Annotated in this window: 14 protein-coding genes and 2 rRNA genes; 15 read left to right on the top strand and 1 reads right to left on the bottom strand. The window is 44.2% G+C overall.

Translation table 11 applies throughout. The features are described 5' to 3' along the window. Positions 1–15: 15 nt before the first annotated feature. From rpsD to ACMCM8_RS14115, 13 genes are all read left to right on the top strand, one after another. Positions 16–636 (top strand): 30S ribosomal protein S4, encoded by a 621-nt coding sequence (gene rpsD / locus ACMCM8_RS14175; RefSeq protein ID WP_412723251.1) that lies wholly within the window; start codon positions 16–18, stop codon positions 634–636. Positions 637–655: 19 nt separating this feature from the next. Then, positions 656–1,645, top strand: coding sequence for a DNA-directed RNA polymerase subunit alpha (locus ACMCM8_RS14170; protein ID WP_412727732.1), 990 nt, complete (start codon positions 656–658; stop codon positions 1,643–1,645). Between the two features lie 41 nt (positions 1,646–1,686). Further along, complete coding sequence (gene rplQ, locus ACMCM8_RS14165; protein ID WP_412723250.1) at positions 1,687–2,085, top strand: 50S ribosomal protein L17; 399 nt, start codon at positions 1,687–1,689, stop codon at positions 2,083–2,085. 202 nt (positions 2,086–2,287) lie between these two features. Continuing rightward, positions 2,288–3,175 (top strand): glucose-1-phosphate thymidylyltransferase RfbA, encoded by an 888-nt coding sequence (rfbA, locus tag ACMCM8_RS14160; RefSeq protein WP_412723249.1) that lies wholly within the window; start codon positions 2,288–2,290, stop codon positions 3,173–3,175. 14 nt (positions 3,176–3,189) lie between these two features. Continuing rightward, positions 3,190–3,735: a dTDP-4-dehydrorhamnose 3,5-epimerase gene (gene rfbC / locus ACMCM8_RS14155; protein ID WP_412723248.1), complete on the top strand. Its 546-nt coding sequence runs from the start codon at positions 3,190–3,192 to the stop codon at positions 3,733–3,735. 21 nt (positions 3,736–3,756) lie between these two features. Continuing rightward, a complete protein-coding gene (gene rfbD / locus ACMCM8_RS14150) occupies positions 3,757–4,635 on the top strand; it encodes a dTDP-4-dehydrorhamnose reductase (protein WP_412723247.1) in 879 nt (292 codons plus the stop codon). Positions 4,636–4,650: 15 nt separating this feature from the next. Continuing rightward, a complete protein-coding gene (gene rfbB, locus ACMCM8_RS14145; protein ID WP_412723246.1) occupies positions 4,651–5,733 on the top strand; it encodes a dTDP-glucose 4,6-dehydratase in 1,083 nt (360 codons plus the stop codon). Between the two features lie 109 nt (positions 5,734–5,842). Further along, positions 5,843–7,591 (top strand): glycosyltransferase family 2 protein, encoded by a 1,749-nt coding sequence (locus ACMCM8_RS14140; protein WP_412723245.1) that lies wholly within the window; start codon positions 5,843–5,845, stop codon positions 7,589–7,591. A 93-nt stretch (positions 7,592–7,684) separates the two neighbouring features. Beyond that, a complete protein-coding gene (locus tag ACMCM8_RS14135; RefSeq protein ID WP_412723244.1) occupies positions 7,685–8,872 on the top strand; it encodes a nucleotide sugar dehydrogenase in 1,188 nt (395 codons plus the stop codon). 270 nt (positions 8,873–9,142) lie between these two features. Beyond that, positions 9,143–9,760 carry a YkgJ family cysteine cluster protein gene (locus tag ACMCM8_RS14130; protein WP_412723243.1) on the top strand — a complete coding sequence of 206 codons (618 nt, stop codon included), beginning with the start codon at positions 9,143–9,145 and terminating at the stop codon, positions 9,758–9,760. Between the two features lie 303 nt (positions 9,761–10,063). Beyond that, entirely contained in the window at positions 10,064–11,758 is a 1,695-nt protein-coding gene (locus ACMCM8_RS14125) for an ABC transporter transmembrane domain-containing protein (RefSeq protein WP_412723242.1), read from the top strand. A 1-nt stretch (position 11,759) separates the two neighbouring features. After that, a complete protein-coding gene (locus ACMCM8_RS14120) occupies positions 11,760–12,809 on the top strand; it encodes an HlyD family secretion protein (protein WP_412723241.1) in 1,050 nt (349 codons plus the stop codon). After that, positions 12,806–14,233, top strand: coding sequence for a TolC family protein (locus ACMCM8_RS14115; protein WP_412723240.1), 1,428 nt, complete (start codon positions 12,806–12,808; stop codon positions 14,231–14,233). The genes ACMCM8_RS14120 and ACMCM8_RS14115 overlap by 4 nt, the downstream gene beginning before the upstream one ends. A 27-nt stretch (positions 14,234–14,260) precedes the next feature. Here ACMCM8_RS14115 and ACMCM8_RS14110 read toward each other — a convergent pair whose 3' ends face one another. After that, positions 14,261–15,073 carry a hypothetical protein gene (locus tag ACMCM8_RS14110; protein ID WP_412723239.1) on the bottom strand — a complete coding sequence of 271 codons (813 nt, stop codon included), beginning with the start codon at positions 15,071–15,073 and terminating at the stop codon, positions 14,261–14,263. Between the two features lie 581 nt (positions 15,074–15,654). On the opposite strand from ACMCM8_RS14110, the gene ACMCM8_RS14105 reads away from it, so the two are divergent. Then, positions 15,655–17,187 (top strand): 16S ribosomal RNA (locus ACMCM8_RS14105). A gap of 438 nt (positions 17,188–17,625) precedes the next feature. Next, a 23S ribosomal RNA gene (locus ACMCM8_RS14100) occupies positions 17,626–20,675 on the top strand. Together the 16S and 23S rRNA genes form the textbook arrangement of a ribosomal RNA operon. The last annotated feature ends 138 nt before the right edge of the window (positions 20,676–20,813 follow it).

Genomic DNA, 20,813 nt, shown 5'->3' with positions numbered 1-20,813 from the left:
AGTTGGAGAAAGATCATGGCAAGATATTTGGGTCCTAAACTCAAACTTAGCCGTCGCGAAGGAACTGACCTGTTCCTAAAAAGCGGCGTTCGCGCAATCGATTCTAAATGTAAAATCGATACAGCGCCTGGTCAGCACGGTGCCCGTCGTGGCCGTCTGTCTGACTACGGTGTTCAGCTGCGTGAAAAACAAAAAGTTCGTCGTATGTACGGCGTACTGGAAAAGCAATTCCGCAACTACTATAAAGAAGCTGCACGTCTAAAAGGCAACACAGGTGAAAACTTGTTACAGCTTTTAGAACAGCGTCTTGATAACGTAGTTTATCGCATGGGATTCGCTAGCACGCGTGCTGAAGCACGTCAGCTAGTTAGCCACAAGGCGATCATGGTAAATGGTCAAGTTGTGAACATTCCATCGTTTAACGTTTCTGCCGAAGACGTGGTTTCTGTTCGTGAAAAAGCTAAAAAGCAAGCGCGTATCGTTGCTGCTTTGGAACTGGCTGACCAACGTGAGAAGCCAACCTGGATTGAAGTAGACAACAGCAAAATGGAAGGCACTTTCAAGCGCGTTCCAGAAAGAACTGACCTGTCTGCGGAAATTAACGAACAGTTGATCGTCGAACTTTACTCTAAGTAAAGCTAACTAAAGAGGAAGCATTGTGGGTTCTGTGACTGAATTCCTAAAACCGAGATTAGTAGAGATCGAAAACGTTTCTCCTACTCGTGCCAAAGTAACTTTGGAACCACTAGAGCGTGGCTTTGGTCATACTCTAGGTAACGCCCTACGTCGTATTTTGCTGTCATCTATGCCAGGATGTGCAGTTACCGAAGTAGAAATTGATGGCGTTCTTCACGAGTACAGCACCAAAGAAGGTGTACAGGAAGACGTAATCGAAATCTTGCTAAATCTAAAAGGTTTAGCGGTTCGCCTTGAAGGTAAAACTGAGGCAACCCTAACTCTAGTGAAATCTGGCGCTGGCCCTGTTGTTGCTGGTGATATTCAGCATGATGGCGACGTAGAAATTGTTAACCCTGACCACGTAATTTGTACTTTAACTGGCGAAGCTGAAATCAGCATGCGCATTAAAATAGAAATGGGTCGCGGTTATGTACCAGCTTCTACCCGTCGCTCCTCTGAAGAAGATGATCGTCCAATTGGTCGTTTGTTAGTTGACGCTTCATACAGCCCAGTTGAGCGTATTGCATATAGTGTAGAGTCTGCGCGTGTTGAACAACGCACAGACCTAGACAAATTGATCATCGACATGGAGACGAACGGTACTTTAGATCCTGAAGAAGCGATCCGCCGTTCTGCTACTATCCTAGCTGAACAGCTAGATGCATTCGTAGACTTACGTGATGTGTCTGAGCCAGAAGCGAAAGAAGAGAAGCCAGAATTCGATCCGATTCTGCTTCGTCCGGTAGATGACCTTGAACTGACAGTACGTTCTGCAAACTGTTTGAAAGCAGAAGCTATCCAGTACATTGGTGACCTGGTACAGCGCACTGAGGTTGAGCTACTTAAAACGCCAAACCTTGGTAAGAAATCGCTAACTGAAATCAAAGATGTTCTAGCATCTCGTGGTCTGTCTCTAGGTATGCGCCTAGAAAACTGGCCGCCAGAGAGCATCGCTGAAAAAGATTAATCAGGTTTTTATCAAACTGATTTGTAGAGAAGGATAAAACTATGCGCCATCGTAAGAGTGGTCGTCAGTTGAATCGCAACAGCAGCCATCGTCAAGCTATGTTCAAAAACATGGCTGGCTCTTTGGTCAAGCACGAAGTGATCAAAACTACGTTACCAAAAGCGAAAGAATTACGTCGCGTAATTGAGCCTCTAATCACTATGGCTAAAGAAGACAGCGTTGCAAACCGCCGTCTAGCTTTTGCCCGCACTGGTGACAAAGAGGTTGTAGGTAAACTATTCAACGAGCTTGGTCCTCGTTACGAAGCTCGTCCAGGCGGCTACACTCGCATTCTTAAATGCGGTTTCCGTGCTGGCGACAATGCCCCAATGGCATATGTTGAGCTAGTTGACCGTCCAGTTGTAGAAGCTGAAGAAACAGCCGACGCAGCAGAAGAGTAAGTTATACTCTTACCTTAAAGGGGCAGTGTGAAAACGACAGTCCCTTTTTGAAAAACCCGGCCTTGGCCGGGTTTTTTGTTTTTTAAGTTTGTGTTGTTTTGTTTGCTAAGACCAAGCATTTATGCTGCATACCCTAGTGTGAATATATTGGTAGCTGTAGTAGCATATAGAGAAAGCTAGTATATTTTGAGGACTTATGTGCATGGGTAAAAGAAAAGGAATTATTTTGGCAGGCGGCTCGGGTACAAGGTTGTATCCACTGACTAAGGTCGTAAGTAAACAATTAATGCCCATTTATGATAAGCCAATGATTTTTTATCCGTTAGCGACGTTAATGATGTCAGGAATAAGGGACATATTGATCATTACGACACCCCAGGAACAGCAACGTTTTGTTGAGCTTATTGGTGATGGGAATCATCTAGGTATCAATGTTAACTATGCCGTTCAACCAACGCCAGACGGCCTCGCACAGGCATTTATCATTGGAGAGGAGTTTATAGGTAATGAAAGTTGTACCTTAATCCTCGGTGATAATATTTATTATGGTCATGATCTTAAACAATCATTACAAAGTGCATATCGACAAGACCACGGTGCGACTGTTTTCGGATATCACGTTAATGACCCAGAAAGATATGGTGTAGTTGACTTCGACGACAACTGGAATGCGTTGTCTATTGAAGAAAAGCCATCTCTGCCCAAATCCAATTACGCGGTTACTGGATTATATTATTACGATAACCGCGTCGTAGACTTTGCCAAGGAAGTGAAACCTTCACCTCGGGGGGAGCTTGAGATCACTGACCTCAACAACCTTTATCTCAAAGATGGCACGCTAAAAGTAGAGTTAATGGGACGTGGCTCAGCATGGCTAGATACAGGGACTTTGGACTCGCTTCTCGACGCTTCTAACTTTGTCGCCGCTATCGAAACTAGGCAGGGGCTCAAAGTGTGTTGTCCTGAAGAAGTTGCATATCGAATGGGCTTTATAGACGCAGAACAACTGGCGCGATTAGCTAAACCATTAGAAAAAAGTGGTTATGGAACCTACTTACTGAAAGTTATTCGTGACAGGGTCAAAGGTTAGAATTTGGATTTAAAATGAAGCTAGTTGAAACAGCCATACCAGACGTAAAAATTATAGAACCTAAAGTATTCGGGGATGAAAGGGGATTCTTTTTAGAAACGTTCCGCACTGATTGGTTTAAGCGAGAGTGTGCAGATGTGGAATTCGTGCAAGACAACCACTCAAAATCTAGCCAGGGTATTTTAAGAGGTTTGCATTATCAGTTAGAGCAGACTCAGGGGAAGTTGGTTCGCGTAATTAGTGGCGAAGTATTTGATGTTGCCGTAGATATGCGAAAGCACTCTGCTACTTTTGGCAAATGGGTAGGGGTTTATTTGTCAGCTGAAAACAAGCGTCAACTGTGGGTGCCGGCAGGTTTTGCCCACGGCTTCTACGTAACCAGCGATTCAGCTGAATTTGTTTATAAATGCACAGATTATTACCACCCTCAGTCAGAAGTGTCACTGAAATATGACGATCCTTCGCTTGCCATTGATTGGCCTTTAGTGGGGGGCGCTGCACCCTCTTTGTCAGCAAAAGACGTTTCAGGTGTGGCGTTTGTTGATGCCCCTACATTTTAACGCTTTGAGTAGACATATACTATGAACATAGCAATTATAGGGAAATCGGGTCAGCTAGCATTTGAATTGCAAAGAGAGTTGCAAGATGCTGCCCACAAGGTAGTGGTCTATGGTCGAGATGATATCGATATCACTAACGAAAGTAGCATTCGCGATGTCTTAGAGCAACATACACCTGATGTTGTCATAAACGCATCGGCCTATACCGCGGTAGACAAAGCTGAGCAAGACAATGACGCGTGTCGAGCCATTAATACTGTTGCTGTAAAAGCACTCGCGAATTATTGCAAAAGTGTGGGTGCATTTTTAGTTCATGTGTCTACTGACTATGTATTTAACGGCCACAAAGGTTCCCCCTATTTGCCGAATGATCCACTTGAACCGCAAGGGGTTTATGGCAAAACGAAAGCTGAGGGTGAACAAGCTTTACTTGAGGTGCTACCTCATTCGAGCTGTATTATTCGCACCGCATGGGTGTACTCTTCTCACGGTAATAATTTTGTCAAAACCATGCTTCGCCTTATGGAGGAGAAACCTGCTCTGTCAGTGATTGACGATCAGGTCGGTTCCCCTACATGGGCAAAGGGGCTGGCACAAGCTTGTATTGCAGCTGCTACAGGCAAAGTATCTGGCATATATCATTGGACAGATGAGGGCGTGGCCAGTTGGTACGATTTTGCGTTAGCTATTCAAGAGTTGGGAGTCGAGAAAGGATTACTGAGTGGTGAAATACCGATAAGTCCTATACCGAGCAGTCAATACCCCACTCCGGCAAAACGACCGCATTATAGTGTGTTAGACAAAACCGCTACCAGAGAATCATTTTCAGCACTACACCCAACTCATTGGCGCAAGCAGCTTTGTGCGATGTTAGATGAGTTGAAAGCGCAACTTTCTTGATTAGGCATATTTAAAATGAGTAAAACAATCTTAGTGACAGGTGGCGCAGGGTTTATTGGTTCTGCAGTTGTGCGTTACCTTATCAATGATACTGATCACAACGTGGTGAACGTTGATAAGCTCACTTACGCAGGTAATTTAGAGTCCCTTCAAACAGTATCCGATAGCGATAGGTATCATTTTGAAAAAGTAGATATTTGTGACGCGGATGCGCTAAAGCACGTTTTCAACAATCATCAGCCAGACATCGTAATGCACCTTGCTGCCGAGTCTCATGTTGATCGTTCAATTGATGGGCCGGGAGAGTTTATTCAGACAAACGTTGTCGGCACATACACGCTGTTGGAGCAAGCACGTGCTTATTGGTTAGCGCTTGAAGAAAGTAAAAAGGCACAGTTTAAATTCCACCATATTTCTACAGATGAAGTTTATGGTGATCTGCCTCATCCAGATGAAGTTGCGCCTGGCACTAAACTGCCGTTGTTTACAGAAAGCACACCTTATGCGCCAAGTTCGCCATATTCCGCAAGTAAAGCAAGTTCAGACCAACTCGTTCGAGCATGGTTGCGTACCTACGGGTTGCCAACATTGGTCACCAACTGTTCTAATAACTACGGTCCGTATCATTTTCCAGAGAAGCTTATCCCGCTTGTTATCCTGAATGCGCTTGCTGGAAAGCCGTTACCCGTTTATGGAAAAGGTAATCAAATCCGCGACTGGCTATACGTTGAAGATCATGCTCGCGCTTTGGTACTTGTCGCGTTAGAGGGCAAGATAGGCGAAACTTATAATATTGGTGGTCACAACGAAAAGCAGAATATAGAAGTGGTACAGACTATCTGCAACATCCTTGACGACCTTGTTCCTAAATCAGCAAACTACGCCGACCAGATTACTTATGTTCAAGATCGTCCCGGACATGATATGCGCTACGCAATCGATGCAAGCAAAATTCAGCGCGAACTAGGTTGGACACCGCAAGAAACCTTTGAATCAGGTATTCGAAAAACCGTAATGTGGTATCTTGAGAATGAAAGTTGGTGGAAAGCGGTACAGGATGGAAGTTATCAGGGAGAACGGTTGGGAACCGGAAGGTAATTTCAAAGTCCATTATGGACATAGCAGATATAAGCCGCCAAGTGCGGCTTTTTAATTTTGAATTCGTTGTATACGGTGAGGTTTAAGCGCGTTTATGAAGAAGTACGCAATGTTGACGGTTAAAGGTGCTATTGGACTTGTACCCAAGTCTATAAGAGCCAAACTGAAAAAAAATGCAAAATTAACAGCGTTATATAGTCGCTCACTTCATAAGTCAGGTCTATTCTATGGGCTGCCAAGTAAGAAAAAATTTCTCGCGTTGTATAAACAGTTTCTCAAATGGCAAACGCAGACACTTGACTCAAAAGTCATCGCACTTAAGGAAAATGAGGAAACTTTAGCTCATAGTCTTCGGGTGGTGGTATTGGGTAAAGATAATGTACACAAAACCTTGGATTCGTTGCGCGCTTCCAGTTCAAATTTAACGATTTGTGTAATAGCTGAAGAACTAGCCTCACAAGCTTTTGATGAAGTAACTTGGCTGGACGTAACAGTTTTTCCAAGCTTTTCAGACCTTCCTTTGCATAGTGAAGCTTGCGTGGGCACCTTGCTGGTCAATAGCGGTGATACATTACATCCTCATGCTATGGCGTTATTTTCTGACGCACTGAAACGCAGTGATGTAGTTTATTCTGATACCGATATGATGGATTCAAATGGTCAGTGTCAATCGCCACGTTTTTTCCCTAAGTGGAACGCAGATTTGCAGTTCACCACTGCTTATGTAAATACCGGTGTAGCTGTTAGCCAAAAAGTCTTTCATAGAAATAGGCCATTACTGACTAAAGCATCTATCGTGGATATAGCTCAACTGCTTTCTCTATTATGGATAAAAGAAAGTTCTTTAAAAATTGCACATCTCCCATTTACGTTAGTAAATACTTCGCCAACACTTAGAAAACAAGCCAAGTATATATCACAGGTGGCAGAAGTAATTAATAATAGTGGCTGTGCTGTCGCCGTAACCGATGAACATAAAGGAATAAATCAGTTGTTGTGGCCCGCTAAAGAGCAGCCCCTTGTTTCGTTGATTATCCCAACAAAGAATGCATGGCAGTTAGTCCAAGCTTGTATCTACTCTATTTTAGAAAAAACCCGTTACGAAAATTATGAAATTCTGCTGATAGATAATGGTTCAGATGAGCCTGATAGCTTAGCCTATTTTAATCGTCTAACCAGTCATCCGAAAATCCGCGTGCTGCGTTATCCAGCTCCGTTTAATTATTCTGCTATTAATAATTTTGGAGTGCAGCATGCCAAGGGTGAAGTTATAGGGCTTATCAACAACGATATTGAAGTAATTAGCGGTGATTGGCTGACTTACATGGTGGGACACGCGCTACGAGAGGAAATAGGCTGTGTTGGTGCCAGGCTTTATTATTCTGACGATAGAGTTCAGCACGCGGGTGTAGTCATGGGATATGGTGGCGGAGCAGGACATGCGCATAAGTACTTTCCTCGCAATCACAGTGGATATTTGAAACGATTGGCGGCAACGCAACAATATAGTGCAGTAACCGCAGCTTGTCTTTTAGTTAAAAAAAGTTTGTATGAGGCTGTAGGTGGACTTAATGAAACACTGGCAGTGGCTTTTAATGACGTGGACTTTTGTTTAAGAGTGCGCGAGACAGGTGTTGCAAATCTGTATTGTGCAGAAGCTGAACTTTATCACCATGAGTCGGTGAGCCGAGGGTTAGATACTGAGCCAGAAAAGGCAGCAAGATTTAACCGGGAGTTAAACTACCTTCAAACAACTTGGCATAAAGTTATCGCAGCAGATCCTGCATATAGCCCAAACCTTACTTTAAAAAGAGAAAATTTTTCAATCAAAGAAAAAAGCGAGTATAGCACTTCATAACGTGTCATTATTACTTTATAAAAAAGTGCTGTCTTTGGTATCGCGTGACACGATATTTGGCCTTAATTATTGAGAATAGTAGGTTTATTAAACATGGATATTTCATCAAAGACTTATAAAATTGCAGTCGCGGGTACCGGCTATGTAGGCTTGTCCAACGCCGTGCTGCTGGCGCAGCATCATCAGGTGACAGCAGTAGATTTGGTCGCAGAAAAAGTGGCAATGATAAATGACAAACGGTCTCCAATTGAAGACAGGGAAATTTCTGATTTTCTTGCCAATAAGCGTTTAGCGTTAACGGCAACATTGAATGCAGAAGACGCGTATAAAGATGCAGATTATGTCATTATTGCCACGCCTACTGATTATGATCCTCAAACCAATTACTTTAATACCTCTAGCGTAGATGCAGTTATTAAAACTGTCCTGCAAGTGAATCCCAATGCAGTAATGATAATAAAATCGACTGTTCCGGTGGGGTTTACAAAAGAAGCAAAAATTCGACATGGCTCAGAGAATATTATCTTCTCTCCAGAATTTTTACGCGAAGGGAAGGCACTTTATGACAACCTTTACCCAAGTCGCATTATTGTAGGTGAGCGTAGCGAGCGGGCGTTGGTTTTTGCCAAGCTGCTTGAACAAGGCGCAATTAAAGAAAACATAGATGTGCTGTTTACTGACAGCACAGAAGCTGAGGCGATTAAGCTATTTGCCAATACTTATCTAGCAATGCGCGTCGCGTATTTTAACGAATTAGACAGCTACGCTGAACGAAACGGACTGGATACGAAGCAAATCATTGAAGGAGTAGGGCTAGACCCACGCATTGGAAAACACTACAACAATCCCAGTTTTGGTTATGGGGGTTATTGTTTGCCTAAAGATACCAAACAGTTGTTAGCCAATTACAGTGAAGTACCAAACAATATGATCCAGGCTATAGTCGACGCTAACCGAACGCGTAAAGATTTTATTGCAGACTCGATAGTGAGCCGTAATCCAAAGACAGTGGGTATTTACCGTCTTATTATGAAAGCTGGATCGGATAATTTCCGTGCCAGTGCTATTCAGGGAATTATGAAGCGGATAAAAGCAAAAGGCATCGAAGTCGTGGTTTATGAACCTGTCTTGAAAGAAAGTGAATTCTTTCATTCTAGAGTGGTAAATGACTTAGAAGAGTTCAAAACAATATCTGATGTTATTGTCGCTAACCGAGTTACTGCCGACGTAGAAGATGTTTTAGATAAAGTCTATAGCCGCGATTTGTTTAATGCTGACTAAATAAAAAGTGAAGGCAGGGGAATGACCCTGCCTTCACTTTTTCGCTTGTAAAAGAATATGATTTTTCAAAGTAAAAAACTATTTCCAAAAAAGTAAAATCGAAATAAAATTCGCGCCAATTCAACCCCTTCCAATAAAGCTTCACGCTAATTCTTACCTAGGGAAGGGGAGAAGCATGCTGTAAAACCTTTTGTTGCACCCCATTTGTACTGTTTTCTTAACGGTGTCATCTGTGGAGCTAGTTGTAGTTTGCTTTTTAGCGGAGTCATTATGAATAGGCTGCGTGAACTCTCACATCAAGTGATGGATGTTTACCAAACACTTTCTCTGGAATTCAGTACATTTCAGAAAAGTCAGTCATTAAATTGTATAAGTCAATGTGGAGCGTGTTGTAATAAGGCAGACATAGAAGTCTCACCGTTAGAAATGCTTCCTTTTGCGCTTCACCTATTTGAAACGGGGTTGGGGGAGCAAATGTTGGAAGAACTCGAAATGTATAATGGATTTGCATGTAAGCAATATCAGCGCTTAAGCCTGGATGGAAACGAAGGGTATTGCGGTATCTACGACTATCGACCTGGTATTTGTCGAATGTTTGGTGCAGCGGGCTACACTACGAAAACGGGAGAAGCCACATTGTCGGTGTGTAAACCTATTAAACAAGCCCTGCCAGAAAAGTACGCTCAATCTTTGATCAGTATTCAGAAACAAAATACTCAGGCAATACGTCCGCCCATGATAGCTCAAGGTAGGCAGAAACTAGCCCAACTTGACTATGAGCTAGGTAAGAGACTAATGCCAATCAACGACGCATTACGGTTTGTATTAGAAAAAGTACTCACATTAAGTTACTACTCTAGCAGCGTAGACGATGGGGTAGCAGCTTAGTATCTATGTGAATGGGTTTGAGTCATTATCCAACCTTTTTACTGTTTCAGTATTTTTCTTGCTGACTCAATGATTGCGCTACTAATAGTATAATTTGCACGGCTTTTCCCAGTGATTGCGTAATACCTTTCGCTTAGATTGTTTGCATTGCCTTGTGTATCTGGCGCTAAGTGTTAATAAAATCGATAACGCCAATAGCTAGCTCTTCCAGAAAAATACGATGAACTTGTTAGGCTTTATCAGATTTAATCTAACTTTTTATTAGTTTACACTTACCACAATTTAAACGGCTCGATAAAAATTATGGCAAAAACAATTAATCTAAAAGCGACGCGAAAGACGCTGTTTTCGTTACTGAAACCAGAGTCTGGTTTTTTTTGGGTAGCGATTGCTTACGGAGTTGCTATTAGCTTAATGACACTTGCTGTGCCCATTGCGGTTCAAACGTTAATTAATAGTATTGCTAATATTGGTTCGCAGCGAGCTGTAATTATTTTAGCGATGGTATTGTTTCTCACTCTTTTTATATCGGGTATTTTCAGTGCATTGCGAATGCGCGCTATGGAGTTTTACGAAAGGAAAGTGTATGCCCGGTTAACCGCTGAGCTCGGGTTGAAAACGATCATGGCGCCGCATAGCTTTTTTGAGGGTCGCAAGAATATCAGTATTACACAGCGTTATTTTGACATTATGACGTTACAGAAAAACATTCCCTCGTTAATGATAGACGGGTTTGCGCTAGTACTACAATTACTCGTGGGATTTACATTAGTGTCTTTCTATCACCCTGCACTGTTTGCATTTAACCTGGTTTTACTACTGATTATGTATGGAGTGTGGAAAATATGGGGAAGGGGAGCTAAGCGAACGGCTATTGAACTTTCGTATGCAAAATATGATGCGGCTAAATGGCTACACGATATTGCAATAGCGCATGAATTCTTTAAATCGGCTGATCATGTAGAATACGCCGGCAGGAGCACGGAAGGGTTCATTAGCAACTATATTAGAAAACACAAGAGTCACTTTCATTACACCTTTTCACAAGTTGTAGCATTTTTATTAATGTATGCAATTGCAAGTGCTTCATTACTGGGGATCGGTGGTGTACTTGTTGTGCAAGGGCAACTATCGATAGGTCAATTAGTTGCAGCTGAATTGGTTATGTCGGCAGTATTCCTAGGGTTATCCCGCTTCACGCAATACTTGAAGCTTTATTACGAGCTTTACGGAGCAGCGGAAAAACTTGGTCACGCACTCACCATACCTCAGGAACGCCTAAATACTAATACTTTGAATTCACCCACATCTTCCAAGCTAGTATTTAATCAATTGTTACTAAGCCATGGTGAGGACAGATGCGTTGTCGACGTGACATTAGAGGCAAATTCGAAGTATTTCGTCACGACCGACAAAAGTTGGGTTCAAAAGCAGCTAATAGGTTTTTTGAAACAATATGAGCAGGTTAAAACAGGTGACATATTATTAGGTGATTTAAGCTTAAATGATTATGACACTCATGAATTAAGGCAAGTAGTGATGATTTTGGATCGCTCGCTTATTATCGAGGTTAGCATCGAGCGATATTTAAAACTATCCCAGCCAAATGCAACTTTTGCTGATATACGAAACGTGTTGGAAGCGGTGGAAATGACAAAGGTTATCGAAGCCCTACCGAAAGGGTTACAGACGCAATTATCTGTGCTCGGTGCACCTTTGCAACCTCTGGAATTTATACTACTCAAATTAGCTGCGGCTATTTTGGCTAAACCCAAGCTACTTATCTTGAACCAGCATTTCGACGCCATACCTAGTGCACTTCGTTCACGACTAGTGCATCGCTTATGCGAGTATGATTTTACGGTACTGTACTTTTCCAATATGCCGGAGAAAACGCGGTTTAATGGTGTAATACGTCTTCACGACGATACTCAAGTCACATTTTATGACTATGAACCGCACCAGAAAAGTAGTGATTACAAAGGCGGGGGGAAATAAGATGAAAAATGCAGAACGCCGTTTCTTAGATAACATTGACTCATTAACGACTTTATCTGTACCTAAACTACACCGAGTGCTTAGTGGTATCATTTTATTTTTAGTTATAGCCGCGGCAGTAATCTTATACTTCACACCATGGGTGCAAACTGCCTATGGCACAGGAATGGTGGATTCTCTCGATCCAAAAGATCGTACTCAACCTATTAATGCGCTGGTTGATGGGCAGGTGAAGCAATGGCATGTCAGAGAAGGTCAGCAAGTTAACGCTGGCGACCCCATAGTGACACTTATTGATGTGGATGCGCAACGGTTAGATAAACTCCAATCTCAACTCGCGGCTGCCAACTTAAAAAATCAAGCCAATGAAACCGCAGTGAAAAACGCGCAAAATAATCTCGCTCGCCAAATATCTCTTCAGGAGCAAGGTCTAGTCTCTCGTAAAGAAGTCGAAGAAGCACAAATTAAAGTACAAGAGTTAAAAGCAAAAGCGGCTGCATCGGTATCGGAAATCAACGAAGTGAGTATGACGTTGTCACGTCAGTCTACTCAAACCAAATTCGCACCTGTAGATGGCACAGTGGTTAGATTACTTTCGGGTGGCGTATCTACTTATGTAAAGTCTGGTGATGTGCTTGGCCAATTTATACCAACTGATGCGAAACGCAGTGTGCGTGTCACGCTAAGAGGGTTAGATGCACCTTTGGTCAAAGCGGGCGCTAAAGCAAGATTACAATTTGAAGGATGGCCGGTATTTCAATTTAGTGGTTGGCCTGAAAGTGCGATAGGCACCTTTGGCGGTGAAGTGGTTTATGTTGAGCCGGTGGCTAATGCTACAGGAGATTTTAATGTGTGGATAAAGCCTGACGAAACTGACGTACCCTGGCCAGCTGAAAGCTCTGCACGTTTGGGAAGTAGAGTAAAAGCGTGGGTGCTATTAGAAGAAGTTCGGTTGGGCTATGAGATGTGGCGACAACTTAATAATTTTCCACCTCTTAATACACAGCCTAGCGAAGGTACGCATTTAACAAGTACAGGAACATCAAAATGATAATGCACTGTTTTCGCAAAATTGGATTGATGTGGTGTGTAGTAGTGCTATCAATGCCAGTGTACAGTGCCAGCTTATCTGATAAAGCAATTGAAGCGCCAGGTGTTGGAGAATTCATTGAAAGTATGGTGAATCACCACCCTTACGTGTTGGCGATAAATGAAGGGAAGTATCAGGCGGCAGCTGAGTTTGACATTGCTAAGAGCAACTTTGACCCATTCATTGAACAAAAAACAAAGAGTCGACTCAGTGGCTATTATGACGGTACGTCGCTGGCGCAACGCTTTACTAACCCTATTGAGGACTTTAATGGTGAACTGTTTGCAGAATATCGTATTTCCAATGGTGACTTTCCTGCATATGAAGGCGAATACGAAACCCTTTCAGGTGGCGAAATTAGTGCAGGGGTCTCTATTGCGCTACTTAAAAATAGAGAGATAGACAAACGCCGTACTGAACTTAAAAATGCTGGGTTGGCGACTTCTCAATGGCAGGCGCATGCCACACACTTACTCAATGATTTTATCTACAAAGGCGTAAGTGAATACATCGCATGGTATGAAAGTGCGTTACAGGTGGAGGCGGTAAATGAATTATTAATTACCGCAGTAGAGCGTGAAAAAGCACTGGTCACCCGAGTTGAAAAAGGAGATCTTGCCAATATCGTACTGATTGAATTTAAGTCTAATGTGTTACAGCAACAACTATTGTTGACAGAGCTTAAGCAAAAGCGAGATTCACATGCTCAAATGCTTTCTTTTTACTGGCGGTCACCAATGGGTGAGATGCAAGGATGGGAAGGACGTTATCCGCCGAACAATATTAATTGGCCTTTTTCAGTGAATTTTGCTGAGCTATCAAATTTGAGAAATGCACTTAAAGTTCACCCAGAACTCGATGTTATGAAGCTAGAGCGTCAGGTGGTAAAGAATAAAACGCGATTGACGGATAATGCATTACTACCCAAACTTGATCTTAATGCGTCAGTTGCTAGAGATGTGGGGGCTGGGCTTAACAGTTTAGAGGGTACTGAAACTAAATTAGGGCTTTCATTTTCCTACCCAATAGGAAATAGAAGAGATACCGCTGAGCGGACCCAATTGCTCTCTAAGCAAAGAGAGTTGGAATATAAATTATCTTCAACAGAACAAATCCTCACCCAGCGATTTGAACAAGCACTTGTTTATTGGGGGCAGGCAAAAGATATTTTAGCACTACAAGGTGAGAACACCGCGTTGGCCAATCGCTTATCTAAAGTGGAAAAAACACGATTTGATGCGGGGGAAGGTGACATGTTTACATTGAATGCTCGTGCACAAAATGAAATAAAGGCACGAATGAAAGAGATTAAAGCCCGAGTTGACGTGCTCAAAGCAGAGCTACTTTTATATAAAGAAGCAGCAAAACTTAATACAGAAAGCTAAAAAAAAGTATTGCTGCTAAAGCTCTAATTAAAATTCCTTAACAGCGCTATTAAACTCTTCTTCGCTTAGCCCAGCGGCTAACGCATACTCTTTGAGTTTATCGTGAGCTACGCCAGCGTGTTGTGCGGTATTTAAAATACGCATAACTTGTTCGCGTTGTTGTGATGATTCACGCACTGCAGTTTCAACTACCGTCTTTGCTTCATTAGGAAAAACAGCTAATAGCGCATCTACCACATATTCACCTACAAATGGCACTGCATTAAGCGCACTTGTCATTATCTCCACAATTCTATTAGGGTGTTCTTGAGATAACGTCTGAACAATACTGTCAGCGGCATCGGGTTGTGTAAGCACCGCTACGCGCACAATTTCATCTAACTCCTCAGGCGTCGCAACAGCAGCAGCTTGTACAACGAAATCTACATACGTGGGTTCTGCTTTTATTGCGAGTTGAACGATGTTCGGGCAACTACTGACTTCCTTTGCTATAGCGAGTTGAACTATTTCTTCTGTAGAAGCTGGTTGAGCCGAAATGGCTGCGAATATAATTTCACGGTATTTATCCGGATAGGTGTCTAAGGCAATATCAACAATTGATACAATTTCCTGAGGATAATGACTTGCAATAGAGCTAATGGCTCTACCGACAGACATAGTTTGATCAACTTGCCGCTTGAGAAAAGCTGTTTGGAAACGATTAGTGCTTTCAGGCGTTTCAATAGTTTTAGGTGGAGAAATATTGTCAATATCTTCAACTTCAACACTTTGTGCATATGTAAGGCTACTTGCCAAAGCAGGCAATAATGCTGCCAGAAGCATTGTAAGTGTACGCGACATAAATCCACCTTATAATTATTGCGTAGTCAAATTCTGATATACACTGCCAAAATGACGGAAAGCTATTCTAAACATGCTTTAATATAGCTTTATATTCCCGCAGGATCAGAAACTACCTTAAGCACTACTGCTTTATAGGATCCGAACCTTCATCCTATTAGTATTTAGTCCATATTGTCTACTAATTATCTCTTTTGAACGAAAATTAATCGTTTAGTTCACTTTTATTGATTTTTTTAAAATAAGTGTTGACGTGAGCGCTGAATTCCCTAAAATGCGCATCCGCTTCGGGGGTAAAGCAAAACAGCAAGCCTCTTGGAGTAAGTCTCTACTACCTTTATAGGCCAGTAAAGACGGGAGTTTAGAAGAAACGCTTCAGAAAATAATTTTTCAAAAAGTGTTGACAGCAAAAACTTCCAGCGTATAATGCGCACCTCACTCGAGCAGGGTGAGTCACTAAGAAGCAGCGGCTTCTGGTGAGATTGCGACGAAGTCGCAATGTTCTTTAAAAATTTAGACAAGACAATCTGTGTGGGCACTCGTTAAGAGTGTCACAACGACGATTCATATTTCGATATATTTAATTGAAGAGTTTGATCATGGCTCAGATTGAACGCTGGCGGCAGGCCTAACACATGCAAGTCGAACGGTAACATTTCTAGCTTGCTAGAAGATGACGAGTGGCGGACGGGTGAGTAATGCTTGGGAACTTGCCTTTGCGAGGGGGATAACAGTTGGAAACGACTGCTAATACCGCATAATGTCTTCGGACCAAACGGGGCTTCGGCTCCGGCGCAAAGAGAGGCCCAAGTGAGATTAGCTAGTTGGTGAGGTAAAGGCTCACCAAGGCGACGATCTCTAGCTGTTCTGAGAGGAAGATCAGCCACACTGGGACTGAGACACGGCCCAGACTCCTACGGGAGGCAGCAGTGGGGAATATTGCACAATGGGGGAAACCCTGATGCAGCCATGCCGCGTGTGTGAAGAAGGCCTTCGGGTTGTAAAGCACTTTCAGTTGTGAGGAAAAGTTAGTAGTTAATACCTGCTAGCCGTGACGTTAACAACAGAAGAAGCACCGGCTAACTCCGTGCCAGCAGCCGCGGTAATACGGAGGGTGCGAGCGTTAATCGGAATTACTGGGCGTAAAGCGCACGCAGGCGGTTTGTTAAGCTAGATGTGAAAGCCCCGGGCTCAACCTGGGATGGTCATTTAGAACTGGCAGACTAGAGTCTTGGAGAGGGGAGTGGAATTCCAGGTGTAGCGGTGAAATGCGTAGATATCTGGAGGAACATCAGTGGCGAAGGCGACTCCCTGGCCAAAGACTGACGCTCATGTGCGAAAGTGTGGGTAGCGAACAGGATTAGATACCCTGGTAGTCCACACCGTAAACGCTGTCTACTAGCTGTGTGTGAATTTAATTCGTGCGTAGCGAAGCTAACGCGCTAAGTAGACCGCCTGGGGAGTACGGCCGCAAGGTTAAAACTCAAATGAATTGACGGGGGCCCGCACAAGCGGTGGAGCATGTGGTTTAATTCGATGCAACGCGAAGAACCTTACCTACACTTGACATGCAGAGAGCTTTCTAGAGATAGATTGGTGCCTTCGGGAACTCTGACACAGGTGCTGCATGGCTGTCGTCAGCTCGTGTCGTGAGATGTTGGGTTAAGTCCCGCAACGAGCGCAACCCTTGTCCTTAGTTGCCAGCATTAGGTTGGGCACTCTAAGGAGACTGCCGGTGACAAACCGGAGGAAGGTGGGGACGACGTCAAGTCATCATGGCCCTTACGTGTAGGGCTACACACGTGCTACAATGGCATTTACAGAGGGAAGCGAGACAGTGATGTGGAGCGGACCCCTTAAAGAATGTCGTAGTCCGGATTGGAGTCTGCAACTCGACTCCATGAAGTCGGAATCGCTAGTAATCGCAGGTCAGAATACTGCGGTGAATACGTTCCCGGGCCTTGTACACACCGCCCGTCACACCATGGGAGTGGGATGCAAAAGAAGTAGTTAGTCTAACCTTCGGGAGGACGATTACCACTTTGTGTTTCATGACTGGGGTGAAGTCGTAACAAGGTAACCCTAGGGGAACCTGGGGTTGGATCACCTCCTTACCATTACGTCGAAAGACGCACTTGATGCAGTGCCTACACAGATTGTTTTGTTTATGATTTAAAGACTCGCTTCGCGAGTGTCGCGTAAAAGCGCTTAACCGCAAAATGTGACCGGTGACCGGCACAGTTTGCTGACGCTTTTACTGCTCGCTAAAGAAGTGCTGTGTAGATGTTTTTGCATAGAATGCTAATTAATGATCGCAATCATTGATTAGTGTTTTTAAGAAACACTAATGTTCTTTAACAATTTGGAAAGCTGATATTAATAGTAATCAATCAAAATTGAGTAACTGAGAAATCGAAAGATGACTTTTTGCTCTACTTGACTGAATTGCTTGTTATCAATCGATGATTTGATAGCAAGGCAATTCTTCCGATTAGCTTGTCATTCATACAGCGTAACTCGAGCAGAAGTCAAAAGGCTGTTTGGGGTTGTATGGTTAAGTGACGAAGCGTATACGGTGGATGCCTTGGCAGTTAGAGGCGATGAAGGACGTGTAAGTCTGCGAAAAGCTGTGGTGAGCCGACAAAATGCATTTGAACCACAGATGTCCGAATGGGGAAACCCACCTATTTATAGGTATCGTTACATGAATACATAGTGTAACGAGGCGAACGAGGGGAACTGAAACATCTAAGTACCCTTAGGAAAAGAAATCAACCGAGATTCCCCTAGTAGCGGCGAGCGAACGGGGAGCAGCCCTTAAGCTGTTTAGAGTGTAGTGGAATCCTTTGGGAAGAGGAGCGATACAAGGTGATAGCCCTGTACACGAAGCGTTCTTTACAGTGAAATCGAGTAGGTCGGGACACGTGTTATCTTGACTGAATATGGGGGGACCATCCTCCAAGGCTAAATACTCCTAACTGACCGATAGTGAACCAGTACCGTGAGGGAAAGGCGAAAAGAACCCCTGTGAGGGGAGTGAAATAGAACCTGAAACCGTATACGTACAAGCAGTGGGAGCCCCATCACTAAGTGCCTCGGCGCTCAGTGAGAAGCTCACCTGATGTAGCGCAGCGCTTGCTAAGCAGGTTGTGCGTTTTTTACGAACCGTCTCGCAGCGTACATAAAAGTACGTGAGAAACGGAAGCGTCAAAAACGATACAAGATGCAACGCAAGGGCAAGCGGGACATTTAGTGATGGGGTGACTGCGTACCTTTTGTATAATGGGTCAGCGACTTATATTTAGTAGCAAGGTTAAGTGAATAACGGAGCCGTAGCGAAAGCGAGTGTTAACTGCGCGTTTAGTTGCTAGGTATAGACCCGAAACCCGGTGATCTAGCCATGGGCAGGTTGAAGGTTGAGTAACATCAACTGGAGGACCGAACCGACTAACGTTGAAAAGTTAGCGGATGACTTGTGGCTGGGGGTGAAAGGCCAATCAAACCGGGAGATAGCTGGTTCTCCCCGAAATCTATTTAGGTAGAGCCTCGGACGAATTCCATTGGGGGTAGAGCACTGTTAAGGCTAGGGGGTCATCCCGACTTACCAACCCTTTGCAAACTCCGAATACCAATGAGAACTATCCGGGAGACACACGGCGGGTGCTAACGTCCGTCGTGGAGAGGGAAACAACCCAGACCGCCAGCTAAGGTCCCAAAATATTGCTAAGTGGGAAACGATGTGGGAAGGCACAGACAGCTAGGAGGTTGGCTTAGAAGCAGCCACCCTTTAAAGAAAGCGTAATAGCTCACTAGTCGAGTCGGCCTGCGCGGAAGATGTAACGGGGCTAAGCAATATACCGAAGCTGCGGCAGCATGTTTACATGCTGGGTAGGGGAGCGTTGTGTAAGTGGATGAAGGTGAGTTGTAAAGCTTGCTGGACATATCACAAGTGCGAATGCTGACATGAGTAACGATAATGGGAGTGAAAAACTCCCACGCCGGAAGACCAAGGTTTCCTGTCCCATGCTAATCAGGGCAGGGTAAGTCGGCCCCTAAGGCGAGGCAGAAATGCGTAGTCGATGGGAAACGGGTTAATATTCCCGTACTTATATAATCAGTGATGGAGGGACGGAGAAGGCTAGGCAAGCTTGGCGTTGGTTGTCCAAGTGAAAGTGTGTAGGCTGAAAACTTAGGTAAATCCGGGTTTTTTTCAAAGTCGAGACACGAGACGAGCCACTACGGTGGTGAAGTTGTTGATGCCCTGCTTCCAGGAAAAGCTTCTAAACTTATGATTATATGAACCGTACCCCAAACCGACACAGGTGGTCAGGTAGAGAATACTAAGGCGCTTGAGAGAACTCGGGTGAAGGAACTCGGCAAAATTGTACCGTAACTTCGGGAGAAGGTACGCCTCTGTTTGTGAACACTTCTCGTGGTAAGCAAATGGAGGCCGCAGTGACCAGGTGGCTGGGACTGTTTATTAAAAACACAGCACTCTGCAAACTCGTAAGAGGACGTATAGGGTGTGACACCTGCCCGGTGCCGGAAGGTTAATTGATGGGGTTAGCGTAAGCGAAGCTCTTGATCGAAGCCCCGGTAAACGGCGGCCGTAACTATAACGGTCCTAAGGTAGCGAAATTCCTTGTCGGGTAAGTTCCGACCTGCACGAATGGTGTAACCATGGCCACGCTGTCTCCACCCGAGACTCAGTGAAATTGAAATCGCAGTGAAGATGCTGTGTACCCGCACCTAGACGGAAAGACCCCGTGAACCTTTACTACAGCTTGGCACTGAACATTGAACCTACATGTGTAGGATAGGTGGGAGGCTTTGAAGCATGGTCGCTAGATTATGTGGAGCCGTCCTTGAAATACCACCCTTGTATGTTTGATGTTCTAACATAGGTCCCTTATCGGGATTGTGGACAGTGTCTGGTGGGTAGTTTGACTGGGGCGGTCTCCTCCCAAATAGTAACGGAGGAGCACGAAGGTTAGCTAATCACGGTCGGACATCGTGAGGTTAGTGCAATGGCATAAGCTAGCTTAACTGCGAGACAGACACGTCGAGCAGGTACGAAAGTAGGTCATAGTGATCCGGTGGTTCTGTATGGAAGGGCCATCGCTCAACGGATAAAAGGTACTCCGGGGATAACAGGCTGATACCGCCCAAGAGTTCATATCGACGGCGGTGTTTGGCACCTCGATGTCGGCTCATCACATCCTGGGGCTGAAGTCGGTCCCAAGGGTATGGCTGTTCGCCATTTAAAGTGGTACGCGAGCTGGGTTTAGAACGTCGTGAGACAGTTCGGTCCCTATCTGGTGTGGGCGTTGGATGATTGATGGGAGCTGCTCCTAGTACGAGAGGACCGGAGTGGACGAACCGCTGGTGTTCGGGTTGTCATGCCAATGGCATTGCCCGGTAGCTATGTTCGGAACGGATAACCGCTGAAAGCATCTAAGCGGGAAGCCGGCCCAAAGATGAGTCATCCCTGACCTTTAAGGTCTGGAAGGGTTGTTATAGACGATGACGTTGATAGGCAGGGTGTGGAAGCGTTGTAAGGCGTTAAGCTAACCTGTACTAATTGCCCGAGAGGCTTAACCATACAACACCCAAGAAGCTTTTTACCTACAAGCACTTGCTGCGCAAGTGGGCGTAGAAAATTATTTAAACGTAAAACGTGGTTTTACTGATAATTTTCTTACTCGCTAAAGCAGAGCAAGGTTGAGGTAAGTATGCTTGA

The sequence above is a fragment of the Alteromonas sp. D210916BOD_24 genome (assembly GCF_047159385.1).
Lineage (GTDB): Bacteria > Pseudomonadota > Gammaproteobacteria > Enterobacterales > Alteromonadaceae > Alteromonas.
This window is presented reverse-complemented; position numbering and strand designations above follow the sequence as displayed.

Excerpts from the sequence above, each read along its gene's own strand:
- rfbD (WP_412723247.1), top strand. The coding sequence starts at position 3,757 with ATGAACATAGCAATTATAGGGAAATCGGGTCAGCTAGCATTTGAATTG.
- rfbB (WP_412723246.1), top strand. The coding sequence starts at position 4,651 with ATGAGTAAAACAATCTTAGTGACAGGTGGCGCAGGGTTTATTGGTTCT.
- ACMCM8_RS14130 (WP_412723243.1), top strand. The coding sequence starts at position 9,143 with ATGAATAGGCTGCGTGAACTCTCACATCAAGTGATGGATGTTTACCAA.
- ACMCM8_RS14125 (WP_412723242.1), top strand. The coding sequence starts at position 10,064 with ATGGCAAAAACAATTAATCTAAAAGCGACGCGAAAGACGCTGTTTTCG.
- ACMCM8_RS14140 (WP_412723245.1), top strand. The coding sequence starts at position 5,843 with ATGTTGACGGTTAAAGGTGCTATTGGACTTGTACCCAAGTCTATAAGA.
- rfbA (WP_412723249.1), top strand. The coding sequence starts at position 2,288 with ATGGGTAAAAGAAAAGGAATTATTTTGGCAGGCGGCTCGGGTACAAGG.
- ACMCM8_RS14115 (WP_412723240.1), top strand. The coding sequence starts at position 12,806 with ATGATAATGCACTGTTTTCGCAAAATTGGATTGATGTGGTGTGTAGTA.
- ACMCM8_RS14120 (WP_412723241.1), top strand. The coding sequence starts at position 11,760 with ATGAAAAATGCAGAACGCCGTTTCTTAGATAACATTGACTCATTAACG.
- ACMCM8_RS14110 (WP_412723239.1), bottom strand. The coding sequence starts at position 15,073 with ATGTCGCGTACACTTACAATGCTTCTGGCAGCATTATTGCCTGCTTTG.
- ACMCM8_RS14135 (WP_412723244.1), top strand. The coding sequence starts at position 7,685 with ATGGATATTTCATCAAAGACTTATAAAATTGCAGTCGCGGGTACCGGC.
- rplQ (WP_412723250.1), top strand. The coding sequence starts at position 1,687 with ATGCGCCATCGTAAGAGTGGTCGTCAGTTGAATCGCAACAGCAGCCAT.
- rfbC (WP_412723248.1), top strand. The coding sequence starts at position 3,190 with ATGAAGCTAGTTGAAACAGCCATACCAGACGTAAAAATTATAGAACCT.
- rpsD (WP_412723251.1), top strand. The coding sequence starts at position 16 with ATGGCAAGATATTTGGGTCCTAAACTCAAACTTAGCCGTCGCGAAGGA.